The organism is Acinetobacter sp. IK31 (genome assembly GCF_035615195.1).
GTDB classification, from domain to species: domain Bacteria; phylum Pseudomonadota; class Gammaproteobacteria; order Pseudomonadales; family Moraxellaceae; genus Acinetobacter; species Acinetobacter calcoaceticus_C.
The window spans coordinates 95,307-110,059 of the sequence record NZ_JANBOB010000001.1 but is presented as its reverse complement, the minus strand read 5'-3'; the positions used below and the strand labels follow the sequence as shown (position 1 = coordinate 110,059).

13 protein-coding genes and 1 pseudogene are annotated in these 14,753 nt (G+C 40.7%); 10 read left to right on the top strand and 4 right to left on the bottom strand.

Going from position 1 to position 14,753, the window contains the following annotated elements:
• The first annotated feature begins 176 nt into the window (after positions 1-176).
• Positions 177-1,883 carry a D-lactate dehydrogenase gene (gene dld, locus MSG66_RS00530; protein WP_324651433.1) on the top strand — a complete coding sequence of 569 codons (1,707 nt, stop codon included), beginning with the start codon at positions 177-179 and terminating at the stop codon, positions 1,881-1,883.
• A 50-nt stretch (positions 1,884-1,933) separates the two neighbouring features.
• On the opposite strand, the gene MSG66_RS00525 is transcribed toward dld, so the two are convergent.
• The gene (locus tag MSG66_RS00525) at positions 1,934-3,148 is read right to left on the bottom strand and encodes an aromatic amino acid transaminase (RefSeq protein ID WP_042898381.1); all 1,215 of its coding nucleotides are present in this window, start codon (positions 3,146-3,148) and stop codon (positions 1,934-1,936) included.
• Between the two features lie 515 nt (positions 3,149-3,663).
• Here MSG66_RS00525 and MSG66_RS00520 point away from each other — a divergent pair.
• The 9 genes and pseudogenes from MSG66_RS00520 to MSG66_RS00480 all read left to right on the top strand — a co-directional run bounded on the left by MSG66_RS00520 (position 3,664) and on the right by MSG66_RS00480 (position 12,247).
• Positions 3,664-4,374: a GntR family transcriptional regulator gene (locus tag MSG66_RS00520; protein WP_003655709.1), complete on the top strand. Its 711-nt coding sequence runs from the start codon at positions 3,664-3,666 to the stop codon at positions 4,372-4,374.
• On the top strand, positions 4,367-5,251 hold the full coding sequence (prpB, locus tag MSG66_RS00515; RefSeq protein WP_042898382.1) for a methylisocitrate lyase: 885 nt from the start codon (positions 4,367-4,369) through the stop codon (positions 5,249-5,251). Before MSG66_RS00520 ends, prpB begins: the two co-directional genes overlap by 8 nt.
• Positions 5,252-5,319: 68 nt before the next feature.
• Complete coding sequence (gene prpC, locus MSG66_RS00510) at positions 5,320-6,477, top strand: bifunctional 2-methylcitrate synthase/citrate synthase (protein WP_324651429.1); 1,158 nt, start codon at positions 5,320-5,322, stop codon at positions 6,475-6,477.
• Entirely contained in the window at positions 6,477-9,083 is a 2,607-nt protein-coding gene (acnD, locus tag MSG66_RS00505; protein WP_324651427.1) for a Fe/S-dependent 2-methylisocitrate dehydratase AcnD, read from the top strand. The genes prpC and acnD overlap by 1 nt, the downstream gene beginning before the upstream one ends.
• 76 nt (positions 9,084-9,159) lie before the next feature.
• Positions 9,160-9,381, top strand: a complete 222-nt coding sequence (locus MSG66_RS00500; protein ID WP_281834280.1) for a hypothetical protein — start codon at positions 9,160-9,162, stop codon at positions 9,379-9,381.
• Positions 9,382-9,387: 6 nt separating this feature from the next.
• Positions 9,388-10,326: a hypothetical protein gene (locus tag MSG66_RS00495; protein WP_281834281.1), complete on the top strand. Its 939-nt coding sequence runs from the start codon at positions 9,388-9,390 to the stop codon at positions 10,324-10,326.
• A gap of 322 nt (positions 10,327-10,648) precedes the next feature.
• The gene (locus MSG66_RS00490) at positions 10,649-10,783 is read left to right on the top strand and encodes a zinc ribbon-containing protein (protein ID WP_004640417.1); all 135 of its coding nucleotides are present in this window, start codon (positions 10,649-10,651) and stop codon (positions 10,781-10,783) included.
• A gap of 120 nt (positions 10,784-10,903) precedes the next feature.
• Entirely contained in the window at positions 10,904-11,479 is a 576-nt protein-coding gene (locus tag MSG66_RS00485; RefSeq protein WP_324651422.1) for a DUF4126 domain-containing protein, read from the top strand.
• 266 nt (positions 11,480-11,745) lie between these two features.
• Positions 11,746-12,247 (top strand): annotated as a pseudogene (locus MSG66_RS00480) (NUDIX hydrolase).
• 251 nt (positions 12,248-12,498) lie between these two features.
• Here the strand turns inward: MSG66_RS00480 and MSG66_RS00475 are convergent.
• From MSG66_RS00475 to MSG66_RS00465, 3 genes are all read right to left on the bottom strand, one after another.
• Positions 12,499-12,840, bottom strand: coding sequence for a hypothetical protein (locus MSG66_RS00475; protein ID WP_133975968.1), 342 nt, complete (start codon positions 12,838-12,840; stop codon positions 12,499-12,501).
• A 221-nt stretch (positions 12,841-13,061) separates the two neighbouring features.
• On the bottom strand, positions 13,062-13,346 hold the full coding sequence (locus tag MSG66_RS00470; protein WP_324651420.1) for a hypothetical protein: 285 nt from the start codon (positions 13,344-13,346) through the stop codon (positions 13,062-13,064).
• A 674-nt stretch (positions 13,347-14,020) separates the two neighbouring features.
• Positions 14,021-14,680 (bottom strand): tetratricopeptide repeat protein, encoded by a 660-nt coding sequence (locus MSG66_RS00465; protein ID WP_324651535.1) that lies wholly within the window; start codon positions 14,678-14,680, stop codon positions 14,021-14,023.
• Positions 14,681-14,753 lie beyond the last annotated feature (73 nt).

Sequence of the window (14,753 nt, the reverse complement as noted above, 5' to 3'; positions counted from 1 at the left end):
CAAACAGTACTTCCTTGTACTGTTGCTCAACAGGCGGCATCCATGCCGCCAACCGAGATAGTAAATATAGGGCTGATTCGAATTAGAGAATGAGCTAATTAAATTATAAATTACAAACGGTAAGACGCCGTCGTGTTGGTCTAATTTGATAAATGGATGACCAAAAGGAAACCATCATGCAAACATTTTCTCCTCAAGCAGTGATTGAACGTTTACAGAATATTGTAGGGCGCTCGCATGTTCTGACCGATGATCAAAGCACGCGCCAGTACCGCCAAGGTCGTCGTTTTGGTGAGGGGAAAGTGCTTGCTGTGGTGGTGCCGGGAACATTGCTAGAGCAATGGCAGGTGTTACAAGCTGCAATTGATGCAGATTGTGTGGTGATTATGCAGGCGGCGAATACGGGGCTCACTGGTGGTTCAACCCCGTATGGTGATGATTATGATCGTCCTGTTTTGGTCATGAGTACACGCCGATTAAAAGGCATTCAAGTCATTCATGATGGTAAGCAAGTCATTTGTTTGCCGGGTGCGACTTTAGATAATCTAGAGCAAATTTTAAAAGGTTATGACCGTGAACCGCATTCGGTAATTGGCTCATCATGTATTGGTGCATCAGTACTCGGTGGTGTGTGTAACAACTCTGGTGGTGCATTGGTACGCCGTGGTCCTGCATATACTGAACTAGCGTTATATGCTCAGGTGAATGCTGCCGGTCAATTAGAACTGGTGAACCATTTAGGTGTGAATTTAGGCTCGACGCCCGAAGAAATTTTGACGCGTTTAGAGAAACAGCAATATCAAGCTGTAGATGTTTTAGATGATGGTGAAAAGCAGGCCTCGGACCATCGTTATGCACATGATGTGACTCAAGTCGATGAAGATTCACCAGCACGTTTTAATGCTGACCCGTTACGTTTGTTTGAAGTATCTGGTTCAGCAGGTAAAGTCTGTGTGTTTGCTGTACGCCTTGATACTTATGAAAAAGTAGAGAGCAATGTCTTTTATATTGGTAGTAATGATGCTGACGATTTAACAGCGTTACGTCGTTACTTACTTACCTCGTTGCCAAGCCTACCGATCGCAGGTGAATATATTCACCGCGATGCTTATCTGATTGGTGAAAAGTACGGAAAAGACACTTTTTTGTTTATTGAAAAGTTCGGCACAGCCAATGTTCCAAAAGCCTTCGCCATGAAAGATAAAGTCGATGGCTTTTTAGAAAGATTTAAAATTAAAGGCTTAACTGATCATGTTTTACAGGCCATTACTTTCTTTTTACCAAGCCATTTGCCTAAGCGTATGACGGAATATCGAGACCGTTATGAGCATCATTTAGTCTTACGCGTTGAAAATAATTCGAAAACACAGACTGAGCAATTTTTAAAAGAATATTTTGCAGTGCATCCGTCAGGTAGCTATTTCGTATGTAGCGAAGAGGAAGGGCGAAAGGCTTTCTTACACCGCTTTGCAATTGCGGGAGCTGCAATTCGTTATCGCGATACACACCGTAGTGAAGTTGAAGATATTGTCGCGCTTGATATTGCGTTACGTCGTAATGACCGTGAATGGGTAGAGCAACTGCCAGCCGAGATGGAAAAGAACATCCTCCATAAACTCTATTATGGACATTTCTTTTGTCATGTTTTCCATCAGGACTATATTCTCAAAAAGGGTAATGATCCATTAGAAATGGAACACCAAATGTGGAAACTGCTTGATGCACGCCGTGCTGAGTACCCAGCAGAGCATAATGTTGGGCATCTTTACATTGCTAAACCTGCTTTAGCGAACTTTTACCAAAAACTCGACCCAACCAATAGCTTTAATGTGGGTATTGGACACACATCAAAACTGAAGTATTGGGGCAAAAGGAAATTCTAATATCGATATATAAAAAAAGGCGCCGAAGCGCCTTTTCTTTTAAAGCTGTTTTATGCTGCTGCTGTTGATTTAGCAAGCACTTCAGCAACTGCTTTTGCAACGGTGTAAACATTGTTCATGTTTAAACCTGCCACACAAATACGACCACTACGTACTAAGTAGATTGCATATTCTTCACGCAAGATATCAACTTGCTCAGCAGTTAAACCTGTGTAGCTAAACATACCTTTTTGGTTTACAAGGTAGCTAAAGTCAAGGTCTGGTAATGCTTTAGTGAGTTCGTCTTTTAAGATGCTACGCATTTTGATAATACGCTCACGCATCTCTTTCACTTCACCTTGCCATTGTTGGTTAAGTTCAGCGTCATTTAACACTTCATCAACTAACCATGCACCTGTTGTAGGAGGGCTAGAATAAATACGGCGTACAGTCGCTTTTAACTGACCGAATGTGCACTGAGCAGCTTCTGCATCGTCACATACGAAAGTTAAGCCGCCAACACGCTCGCCATATAAAGAGAAGATTTTAGAGAACGAGTTGCTCACAATGAAGTTTAAACCCGCTTGGTCTAAAGCACGGATAGCATACGCATCTTCTTCCATACCATCGCCAAAACCTTGGTAAGCGATGTCTAGGAATGGAATAAGGTTACGATCTTTTAATACCGCAATCACTTGATCCCATTGCGCTGGGTTTAGGTCAGCACCCGTTGGGTTGTGGCAGCATGGGTGCAACAACACAATGCTTTGCTCAGACAACGTTTTAAGCGTAGACAACATGCCGTCAAAATCTACACCACGAGTTTCGTTATCGAAATATGGGTAGAAATGAGTCTTAATGCCAGCGCCATTAAAAATTGCAACGTGGTTATCCCAAGTTGGTTGGCTTACCCAAACGTCTGAATTTGGGAAATAGGTTTTTAAGAAGTCAGCACCAACTTTCAATGCACCTGAACCACCAAGCGTTTGGATGGTTACAGCACGGCCAGCTTTAACTGCTGGGCTGTTTGCACCAAATAAAAGTGCTTGAATTGCTTCACGGTAAGGTTTGAAGCCTTCCATTGGCAAATAAAGTTTAGTCTTACCGTTTTTAGGCTCAATACGCTTTTGCGCCTCAATAATGGTCTCTAACTGAGGAACAATACTGTCTTCGTTATAATAAAGACCAATACTCAAGTTTACTTTTTCAGAACGAGTATCAGCATTGAACTGTTCCATTAAAGAGAGAATTGGGTCGCCTGCGTATGGGGGGATATGTTGAAACATCAAAAAAGTCCTTTCATTCAACAATATGCATAGAGTTAAGCTTTTTCTGTCTCGAAAAATGCATTACTTCTATGTCGATGCTCAATAATGTATCAATAAAGCTACCGTGAAGCACCTGATAATTTCATTAATATTGATATTTTCTGGCAAATAAATAATAAAAACGGATTAAATGAAATTACGGTAAATAGATACTAATTTATCCATAAAAATCGTATTCAATCGGATTGTCTACAATCTTGCTGTCATACATGGGTTGTAGACTAAAGTTTGAAGGGATAAATATCTCTATTTAATCTAGATATAAATCTCTTCCGTATTTATGAAAATATGTAAATAACCATTTGTTTTATAAGTATTAACAAGGAGAAGTGAGATAATCTGAATTTATGGCAAATAAAGTACTTTATTGAGCACAATTGACCTAGTGCGTTCTCTAAAGTGTCAACAATCACCTTGATTTTTTTCATTCATACCGCTATAAAAGCCATAATTGATTAAAAATTGTCGACAATATGCAAGATTTGACCTTCGCACCAGAGCCTCTACAAAGTCAGGGTAGAACACTGACCGAGAATGTATTTAAACAAATACAGACGGCTATTGTTTTGGGTCAAATTCCGGCAGGTAGCAAAATATCTGAACCTGAACTGGCACGGACTTATGGCATTAGCCGTGGACCTTTGCGTGAAGCAATTCATCGTCTTGAAGGTCAAAAATTAGTTGAGCGCACTGCACATGTGGGTGCGCGTGTGGTTTCGCTATCGCTGCAACAGTTTAAAGAGCTTTACCAGATTCGTGCGTCTTTAGAAGGTTTGGCTTGTAAACTTGCTGCACAGCATATTGATAAAAAGCAAATTTTGGCGCTACGCGATGTATTGCGTATGCATGCTGAAGATGAAAATTTTAAAGCAGGTAAAGGATATTACTTGCAAGAAGGGCAGGACGATTTTCACTACTGCATTATTAAAAGTAGTGGCAATAAAACCCTAGAAAAAATGTTGTGTGATGAGCTTTATCACCTCATCCGTATGTACCGAATTCAGTTTTCAAACACACCCGATCGTCCGAGCAAAGCTTGGGACGAACATATCCGTATTTTAGATGCAATTGCAGAAGGCGATGGTGAACTTGCCGAGCTGCTCATGCATCGACATATCAATGCCTCTTACAAAATTATTGAGCAAACACTGCTACAAGCACAAGGAGAACATAACAATGGCTAAACAATCCGCAGGTCAGCTATTTCGCGAAGCTGTAGCCCAAGAAAAGCCATTACAAGTGGTTGGAACTATTAATGCCAATCATGCACTTTTGGCAAAACGTGCAGGTTATAAAGCGATTTACTTATCAGGTGGTGGTGTAGCAGCTGGTTCTTTAGGCTTGCCTGATTTAGGAATCAGTAACCTTGACGATGTGTTGACAGATGTGCGCCGTATTACCGATGTATGCGATCTTCCATTATTGGTCGATGCGGACACAGGTTTTGGTGCTTCTGCATTTAACATTGCGCGTACCACAAAAGCACTCATCAAGTTTGGTGCTGCGGCAATGCATATTGAAGACCAAGTGGGCGCAAAACGTTGTGGTCACCGTCCGAACAAAGCCATTGTGACTCAAGAAGAAATGGTTGACCGTATTAAAGCTGCGGTTGATGCGCGTGGTGATGACAGCTTCGTGATTATGGCCCGTACTGATGCATTGGCTGTAGATGGTTTACAAGCTGCAATTGACCGTGCGGGTGCTTACATTGAAGCTGGTGCTGACATGTTGTTCCCTGAAGCAATTACCGAGCTTGATATGTATAAGCAATTTGCTCAAACAACTGGCGCACCAATTTTGGCAAACATTACCGAGTTTGGTTCTACACCACTGTTTACCACTGAAGAGTTAGCATCTGCTGATGTAAGCCTTGCGCTTTATCCGCTTTCTGCATTCCGTGCGATGAACAAAGCAGCCGAAACTGTGTATGAAACCTTACGTAAAGAAGGCACGCAAAAGAACGTGGTTGATATTATGCAAACACGTAAAGAGTTATATGAACGCATTAATTACTATGCGTTTGAAGACTACTTAGACAACGCATTTGCTAAAAAGAAATAAGAAGTGAAAACGGTACGAATCCGTCGTGTTTAATAAATAAATTCAGATAGATAGGAAAGGACAATCTTATGAGCTCAAATGAAACAACAACAGGCTTCAAACCAAAAAAATCAGTTGCACTAAGTGGACAAGTTGCAGGCAACACAGCACTTTGTACCGTAGGACGTAGCGGTAACGACTTACACTATCGTGGTTATGACATTCTTGACCTTGCAGCCGGCAGCCAGTTTGAAGAAGTTGCTCACTTGCTCGTACATGGCAAATTACCAAACAAAGCTGAACTCAAAGCGTATAAAGCAAAATTAAAAGCACTACGTGGCTTACCAGCAGCACTTAAAACTGCACTTGAACAATTACCACCGTCTGCACACCCAATGGATGTAATGCGTACTGGTGTTTCAGTTCTAGGGTGTTTAACACCAGAACACGAAGACCACAACGAAGCTGGCGCAAAAGACATTGCCGACAAATTAATGGCAAGCCTAGGTTCAATGTTGTTGTATTGGTATCACTTCAGCAACAACGGTCGTCGTATTGAAGTTGAAACTGATGACGACTCAATTGCAGCGCATTTCTTGCACTTACTTCATGGCGAAAAACCATCTGAAGAATGGATTCAAGCAATGCATACATCACTTATTTTGTATGCTGAGCACGAGTTCAACGCATCTACCTTTACGTCACGTGTGGTTGCAGGTACAGGTTCTGACATGTACTCGGCAATTACAGGTGGTATTGGTGCACTGCGCGGACCTAAACATGGTGGTGCAAACGAAGTTGCATTCGTGATTCAACAACGTTACGACAACGCAGACGAAGCAGAAGCAGATATTCGTAAACGTGTTGAAAATAAAGAAGTCGTGATCGGTTTTGGTCATCCTGTATATACAGTTTCTGACCCACGTAATGAAGTGATCAAGAAAGTTGCGCATGAGTTGGCAGAAGCACAAGAGAACATCAAAATGTATTTAATCGCTGAGCGTTTAGAAGCAGTGATGAAAGAAGTGAAAAACATGTTCCCGAACCTCGACTGGTTCAGTGCGGTGAGCTATCACTTAATGGGTGTTCCAACTGCCATGTTCACCCCATTGTTCGTGATTGCACGTACAGCAGGTTGGTCAGCTCATGTGATTGAACAACGCCAAGACGGCAAAATCATTCGTCCAAGCGCGAACTACACAGGCCCTGAAAACCTCGAATTTAAACCATTGGCGGAGCGTGGTTAATGAACACAAAATACCGTAAACCGCTGGCAGGTACCCAGCTTGAATATTTCGACGTGCGTCAAGCCGTTGAAGATATTCAGCCAGGCGCATACGAAAAACTGCCTTATACCTCTAAAGTACTCGTGGAACAATTGGTACGCCGTGCTGATGCCGAGAACTTAACTGCTTATTTAACGCAGTTAATTGAAGGCCGTCAGGACTTGGATTTCCCTTGGTACCCTGCGCGTGTCGTGTGTCACGATATCTTGGGGCAAACTGCATTGGTTGACCTTGCAGGTTTGCGTGATGCAATTGCCGACAAAGGCGGCGACCCATCTAAAGTCAATCCAGTTGTGCCGACACAACTGATTGTCGACCACTCTTTAGCAGTGGAATATGGTGGTGCTGACCCAGACGCTTTTGAAAAAAACCGTGCTGTTGAAGACCGTCGTAACGAAGACCGTTTCCACTTTATTGAGTGGACTAAAACAGCATTTAAAAATGTCGATGTAATCCCTGCGGGGAACGGCATCATGCACCAGATTAACCTAGAGAAAATGTCTCCGGTGATTCAGGCGCGTGATGGCGTGGCATATCCAGACACTTGCGTGGGTACAGATTCACATACCCCACATACCGACGCTTTGGGCGTAATTTCTATAGGTGTAGGTGGTCTAGAAGCTGAAAACGTAATGTTAGGCCGTGCCTCTTGGATGCGTCTGCCAGACATTATTGGTGTTGAGTTTGTAGGTCAGCGTCAGGCTGGTATTACCGCAACAGATATCGTACTTGCTTTAACTGAATTCTTGCGTAAAGAACGTGTAGTGGGTGCATACCTAGAGTTCTTTGGTGAAGGTGCTGATAGCATGTCTGTGGGCGACCGTGCAACCATTTCGAACATGACACCAGAGTACGGTGCTACGGCTGCGATGTTCTACATCGACCAAAACACAATTGACTACTTACGCCTAACAGGTCGTGAAGATGCTCAAGTGGCATTGGTTGAACAGTACGCAAAAGAAATCGGTCTTTGGGCAACTGACATGACCAAAGCAGAGTACCCACGCGTACTACGTTTTGACCTATCAGAAGTAACACGTAACATTGCTGGCCCATCAAACCCACATGCACGTGTTTCAACTGCGGACCTCAAAGAAAAAGGTATTGCGGGTGTTGTTGAAAACCGTTCTGACGGCTTAATGCCTGATGGCGCAATTATTATTGCTGCAATTACTTCGTGTACTAACACTTCTAACCCACGTAACACTGTGGCGGCAGGTTTGTTGGCGCGTAAAGCAAATGAGCTAGGTTTAGTTCGTAAACCTTGGGTGAAATCATCATTTGCACCGGGTTCAAAAGCAGCTGCACTTTACCTCGAAGAAGCGGGTGTTCTAAAAGACTTAGAGCAACTTGGTTTTGGTATTGTGGCTTACGCTTGTACGACTTGTAATGGTATGTCGGGTGCGTTAGATCCAGTCATTCAACAAGAAATTATCGACCGTGACTTGTATGCAACCGCAGTACTGTCTGGTAACCGTAACTTCGATGGTCGTATCCATCCATATGCAAAACAAGCGTTCTTGGCATCCCCACCACTAGTTGTGGCATATGCAATAGCGGGCACGATTCGTTTTGACATCGAAAAAGATGCTTTGGGTCACGATAAAGACGGTAACCCGATTTACCTGAAAGACATTTGGCCATCTGACGCTGAAATTGATGCATTAGTAAAAGAAGCTGTGAAGCCTGAACAGTTCCGTAAAGTCTACATTCCAATGTTTGACTTAGGCGTAACAGTAGAGGCCGAAAGTCCGCTTTACGACTGGCGTCCACAAAGTACTTACATCCGCCGTCCACCATACTGGGAAGGGGCGTTGGCTGCACCACGTACTTTAGCGAACATGCGTCCGCTTGCCATTTTGGGTGATAACATCACCACCGATCATTTGTCGCCTTCGAATGCGATTTTGATGGACTCGGCTGCGGGTGAATATCTTCACAAAATGGGTCTACCAGAAGAAGACTTCAACTCATATGCAACGCACCGTGGTGACCATTTGACTGCACAACGTGCAACATTTGCTAACCCGAAACTGTATAACGAAATGGTGGTCCGTTCAGACGGTACGATCAAGCAAGGTTCAAAAGCGCGTGTAGAGCCAGAAGGCGAAGTAATGCGTATGTGGGAAGCGATTGAAACCTACATGAATCGTAAACAGCCTTTAATTATTGTTGCAGGTGCTGACTACGGTCAGGGTTCAAGCCGTGACTGGGCTGCGAAAGGTGTACGCCTTGCAGGTGTTGAAGCAATTGTGGCAGAAGGTTTTGAGCGTATTCACCGTACGAACTTGGTGGGTATGGGCGTGTTACCACTTGAGTTTAAAGCGGGTGTTAACCGCAAGACTTTAAAGCTAGATGGTACAGAGCTTTATAGCGTGATTGGTAATATCGCGCCACGTTCGACTTTAACTTTAGTGATTGAACGTGCCACAGCGGATGGTAAAGAAGAGATTGTTGAAGTACCTGTAACTTGCCGTTTAGATACAGAAGAAGAAGTTTCTGTATATGAAGCGGGCGGTGTATTACAACGTTTTGCGCAAGACTTTTTAGAAGGCCAAGTGGCTTGATATTTAGTCTATAACTGATTGAAATTTATTCAGAAGAGCCCTATCTTAATGATGGGGTTTTTTATTGAGAATAATAGTGGAAAGATATTTAGATTTAGATGGTGATTCTGGAATCCTTGCATATGAAATTGCTGATACTTATATAAGGGTAAAGTTTGATAGAACATTTAAAATTTATACTTATAGTTATCAAAGTGCTGGAGTTAATCATGTTGAAGAGATGAAAAGATTAGCTAGACGTGGCGATGGCTTAAACTCTTATATTAAGTTAAATGCAAATAACCTTTACGAAAAATAAAAAGTTATGAAATTCAAAAGTAAAAATTTAAGAGAAATCGCTGAATGTATTATTGGTGATAAAAATTACTTTGATTATAAAAGTAGTCGATATATTTCAGAGTTTTTTGAAGATTGTGGCTTACCCTTTGTGCATGATGGCTCAACACGTTGGGCTTGGACATCAGACAGATTAGCAGAACTGTTGGAGGAGTCTTGTCCTCCAAATGCATTGCCACCAAGGTTTGTACATGTATTAAGAGCTTTAATGCATAAATCTGATGCGACAGAAGATGATCCTGAACGGATAAATGCCTTAATTGAATTAAATAAGCCTTTAAGTAGAGAAGGGTATGAGGCTTTTTACGGTACAGACAATAATTTATATATTAAAAATTTACATAACAATCAGACTATAAAACCTGTTGAAAATCCACATAGAATATTTTCTGAAGTTGAGATAAAAAAGAGAGAACAATTAATAAGTTATTTGGACATGTGCTCTGAGGATCAACTTATAGAAAATGTATTATTGCCATTATTTCGAATTTTAGGTTTTCAGCGAATTACTGTGGCTGGGCACAAAGATAAAGCACTCGAGTATGGAAAAGATATTTGGATGAAATTTATATTGCCAACACAGCACATAATTTATTTTGGTATACAAGTTAAGAAAGGAAAGCTTGATTCTTCAGGAGTGACAAAAACAGGCAATCATAATATTGCTGAAATCTACAACCAGACGACTATGATGTTAGGTCATGAAATTTTTGATCCTGAAACAAATAAAAGAGTTTTAGTTGATCATGCTTATATTATTGCTGGTGGTGAGATAACAAAAGCCGCTAGAAATTGGCTGGGAGGCAAATTAGATGCTCATAAGAGAAGCCAAATAATTTTTATGGATAGAGAAGATATTTTAAATTTATTTACGGTTAACTTAATTGAAGTTCCGCAATTATCTTAGATCAATAAAAAAAGCCCGACATCCTGTCGGGCTTTTTCGTATTTGGTTGCTAGATATGACTCCTGTCGTATCTCACGCTCCTAGTGCATGAACCTATTATTGTAGTTTTATGTTCTGGAACATCCTGTTCCTGTATGAACTCATCATAGGAAAAAAGCAGGGTGCAGCCAATCCGCAAAATCCCTAAAAGTTTGTAAGATAAATCGTACAAATAACATTTTTTGCATTTATGCCATCATCATCGGGCGAAATGGACAATTGACAATCACTCTAACTGGGTTATATTCCTGTTTAATATCTATACGATTATGGGAACACAATCATGGTAACAGCTGGCGAAAAACCCGGAACAGGCTTCTATTTCTGCGCTCAATGTGGCCAGAGAGTGTTTTTAGAAATTAATACAGATCGTTTGCCGCCGTGCACTAAATGCTATTGCACTGAGTTTAAACGTTAAGAATAAAATAATATTTGCGTTCGCATTTAACAAAAAGCCCTGTCACCCGATGGGGCTTTTTGTTAGTTTAAAATAAGACTTACATAACAAGACCCGTGATGGGCATGAAAAGGAAACCTTATGGAAACAATATTGGGTTTATGTATTGGTGTGGGCCTGAGCGCTGCCTGCGGTTTTCGCGTGTTTGTGCCGCTATTGGTCATGAGCATTGCAACCATGATGGGATGGTTTGAGCCATCAAAAGGTTTCGAGTGGTTAGCTTTGCCATCGGTTTGCTTGGCTTTAGCTGTGGCAACGGTGTGTGAAGTTGCAGCCTACTATATTCCATGGGTCGATAATGCCTTAGACACTGTTGCGACCCCTGCGGCTATGATTGCGGGTACGCTAGCGACCATGGCTGTGAGTAGTGGTGAAATGTCACAGTTCGCAGGTTGGGCGGCAGCGATTATTGTGGGCGGTGGTACGGCTGGTGTGGTGCAAATGAGTACAGTCGCTGCACGCGGTGTTTCAACTGCAACCACAGGCGGCTTAGGGAATTTTGTCGTCGCTACAGGGGAGTGGATTGGAGCAATCTTACTTTCGGTTTCAGCTTTGCTAGTTCCCGCGCTTGTTGCGATTGTGGTGGTTATTGCTGTTATTTTGGCAATACGTTGGATACGTTATAAAAAGCAAGAACAGGCACATAGCCTGTTATAGGTTAGGTTCAATATCATTTTTAAATGACCATAAAAAAAGCCCAACATCCTGTTGGGCTTTTTCGTATTTGGTTGCTAGATATGACTCCTGTCGTATCTCACGCTCCTAGTGCATGAACCTATTATTGTAGTTTTATGTTCTGGAACATCCTGTTCCTGTATGAACCCATCATAGGAAAAAAGCGGGGTGCAGCCAATCCGCAAAATCCCTAAAAGTTTGTAGGTTAAAGCGTACATTCAGAAATGATTTAACTTTTCAAAGTGAATATGAATAATAGCCACCTTGTTACTTCAAGAAAAAAATCAAATGCGTATTAGAAAATCTTCAAGACTATTAGTTCTTAATGAAAATCATCAAATCCTGTTATTTCAATTTACTCATACAAATGATGCTTTGGCTGGTCAATCATATTGGGCAACCGTAGGCGGTGGGCTTGAAGAAGGGGAAACCTTCGAGCAAGCAGCTTGCCGAGAGCTTTATGAAGAATTAGGTGTAGTAAGAAGCGAAGTGGGCACTCATGTCGCAACACGCAATTTTGAAATGATGTTGCCGAGTGCAGAAGTTGTGATTTCTGATGAAAGGCTCTTTATTGTTTTTATTAAAAATGAAGAAGTGAATACAGCAAACTGGTCAGAACATGAGAAGCTTGTGATTAGCAAAAGTCGTTGGTGGACATTTGATGAACTGAGCCAAACAGACGAGATTGTTTATCCAAATAACATTCCTAATATTCTTGTAGATAGCTTGCCTGAGATTTTTAAACTCTAAAATTTTATCAATATTCAGATATAAAAAAAGCCCGACATCCTGTCGAGCTTTTTCGTATTTGGTTGCTAGATATGACTCCTGTCGTATCTCACGCTCCTAGTGCATGAACCTATTATTGTTGTTTTGTGTTCCGGAACATCCTGTTCCTGTATGAACTCATCATAGGAAAAAAGTAGGGGATAGCCAATCCGCAAAACCGCTAAAAGTTTGTAGGTTAAAACGTACAAAACAATATGAACGTATGGTTATCCTTATATAAAAGGATTTTCACTTTCCCAAGGCTTGCTGCTAAAAATAATCTGGCCATTTTCAACACAAAGAATCCACGTATAGAAGTACTCTTCTCCTAACCCTCGACATTCAAAATTTGCATTTGGAAATAGGGCGGTAATTTTTTCTATGAGTTCTAGGCAATAAACGGAATCAATACGAAGACCTGCATGACCATTAGTAAAGGCTTCTACTAAATCACCATAAACATCTTCGTGGATTGAATCCTCTGTTAATATTTCTAGAATTTTTTGCTTTTCAGTCGATAAATCAATCGTGTCAAAATCTGTATAACGGACTTGTAGTTCTGTATAAAAACTCATTTTTATTAGCTCTATGATATTAATGATAAAAAATACTACTTATTAAACATGACTTTATCGTTAAAAACGAGCTGAGTATAGAAATATCTAAACTATAAGAGTGCAAATTTCTTAAAAATATTCTTCTTTAGGTCCCTGTGCCACAACAGGCTTTAATCTTTTGCGCTGATTTAAAGTAAGAAACCATTGCAACACAGAGATAAAGGAGCTAAGCCAAACGCTTAGCCCATACTACTTTTGTCACACAGCTGCATGACACTGAAAAAAGTAGGGGCAAAGTCCCGTGGGAGAACAGGACTTTGCAAACTGACATGTTCTAGGCGCTGCATCAGCTTAGGTGAGTAAGCTTGTTCAAGTCGCTGGTAAATACAGTCGCAACTGGCTTGGGTGTGCCCACCCGACAGGCAAATTTTTTCAAACTCCTGCTGAGTGTGGAGGTTGCAACCCGAAACACCCAAACTACCTAGAATGAAACTTAAAGCCAAAATAGGTTTATAAATTGTCATATTATTCTCATAATGATTTATATCTATGAGTAGAATAAAAATATAATTAGTTTTAAGGTTTTAAATAAATTTTAGGTAATAATTAATCCTCCTAAAAATATAGGAAAATAAAATAATTAAATTTTTAAAATAAAATTAATTTATAAATTTAAAAAAATAGGCAATAGAAAACCTAAATTTTAAATAAATAAAATAGTTAAATAAGAGAGGAAATAAGTTTGAAAAGTGTCATGGTCAACTCCTTAAAATTATGGAGTCCTACCACCAGATTACCGCGAATTAATTTATGGTGGTAGAACGAAAGGGGGTTGACAGACTGGACTCGTAGAACCAGCACGCACAGGGCGTCCCCCTCCCGTCCTACCGCAAAGAAAGGGGACGCAAGGGTCTAACGAATTATAGTAGAACTATAATCCGCTACGAGTTACGGTCTGTCAAAACCGTCTGGCAATGTAGGCCAGCAACGAGATAATAATCTGTGATTTTAATTACGTCAATTTAATATTTAAAATATTTTTGATTTAATAATAAAACTAAATGTATTTTTAAAATAATAGAATTAATGTTTATATTTAATTAGAAAAAATAAATAATAAAATGGTTTGAGTGTGTAATTTTATTAATAATATAAATTTATCATTTTATATATAAAAATATTATAGGCATGACCGACTTTATTCTAAACTTTTAAGCATTTCTTTGGCATCTACATCGCCTGCATTGGCAGCTTGCTGAAACCATTTCTTTGCCAATTGCAGGTTTTTCGGCGTGCCTTCACCATTTAAATACATCTGGGCCAAGTTGTACTGGGAATCACTTTCGCCATGCTCAGCCGCTTTGGTATACCACTTAAGCGCCTGCTCATCACTTTTTGAGACACCGTGACCTTTATTATATAGCTGAGCTAAATTATATTCTGCGGGTGGATAGCCTTGCTCGGCAGCACGACTAAACCATTCAAACGCCTGCACATAATTTTGCGCAGTTCCTTCACCTTTGTCGTATAACACCCCTAAGTTATATTGCGCTTTAGCATGACCCTTGGCCGCAGCCTTAGTAAAATAATCAAAAGCGCGCTTGGCATCTTTTTCAACACCCGTGCCTGTGTAATACATCATGCCTAAACTATATTTTGCGCCCACACTTCCATTTTGGTCAGCCGCAGTTAGCCATTTAAAAGCTTGCTCATAGTTTTTAACAACGCCTTGTTCGCCGCTTAAAAGCATCATACCAAGATGATATTGAGCCACAGGTTGCCCTTGTTCCGCACGATATTGAATATCGGCAACACTCGGTTCAGCAAATGCTGAAGAATGAAGTGAGAAAATCACCATAAATATATAAAAAGCAGACTTTTTTATTTTCACATCTCATCCTGAATTTTATTAATTTGAATATTTATTTTTC

Coding starts and splice junctions, on each gene's coding strand:
- MSG66_RS00520 (WP_003655709.1), top strand. CDS start 3,664: ATGCAAGATTTGACCTTCGCACCAGAGCCTCTACAAAGTCAGGGTAGA.
- MSG66_RS00470 (WP_324651420.1), bottom strand. CDS start 13,346: ATGACAATTTATAAACCTATTTTGGCTTTAAGTTTCATTCTAGGTAGT.
- prpC (WP_324651429.1), top strand. CDS start 5,320: ATGAGCTCAAATGAAACAACAACAGGCTTCAAACCAAAAAAATCAGTT.
- MSG66_RS00525 (WP_042898381.1), bottom strand. CDS start 3,148: ATGTTTCAACATATCCCCCCATACGCAGGCGACCCAATTCTCTCTTTA.
- MSG66_RS00485 (WP_324651422.1), top strand. CDS start 10,904: ATGGAAACAATATTGGGTTTATGTATTGGTGTGGGCCTGAGCGCTGCC.
- MSG66_RS00475 (WP_133975968.1), bottom strand. CDS start 12,840: ATGAGTTTTTATACAGAACTACAAGTCCGTTATACAGATTTTGACACG.
- acnD (WP_324651427.1), top strand. CDS start 6,477: ATGAACACAAAATACCGTAAACCGCTGGCAGGTACCCAGCTTGAATAT.
- MSG66_RS00465 (WP_324651535.1), bottom strand. CDS start 14,680: ATGGTGATTTTCTCACTTCATTCTTCAGCATTTGCTGAACCGAGTGTT.
- MSG66_RS00490 (WP_004640417.1), top strand. CDS start 10,649: ATGGTAACAGCTGGCGAAAAACCCGGAACAGGCTTCTATTTCTGCGCT.
- dld (WP_324651433.1), top strand. CDS start 177: ATGCAAACATTTTCTCCTCAAGCAGTGATTGAACGTTTACAGAATATT.
- MSG66_RS00495 (WP_281834281.1), top strand. CDS start 9,388: ATGAAATTCAAAAGTAAAAATTTAAGAGAAATCGCTGAATGTATTATT.
- prpB (WP_042898382.1), top strand. CDS start 4,367: ATGGCTAAACAATCCGCAGGTCAGCTATTTCGCGAAGCTGTAGCCCAA.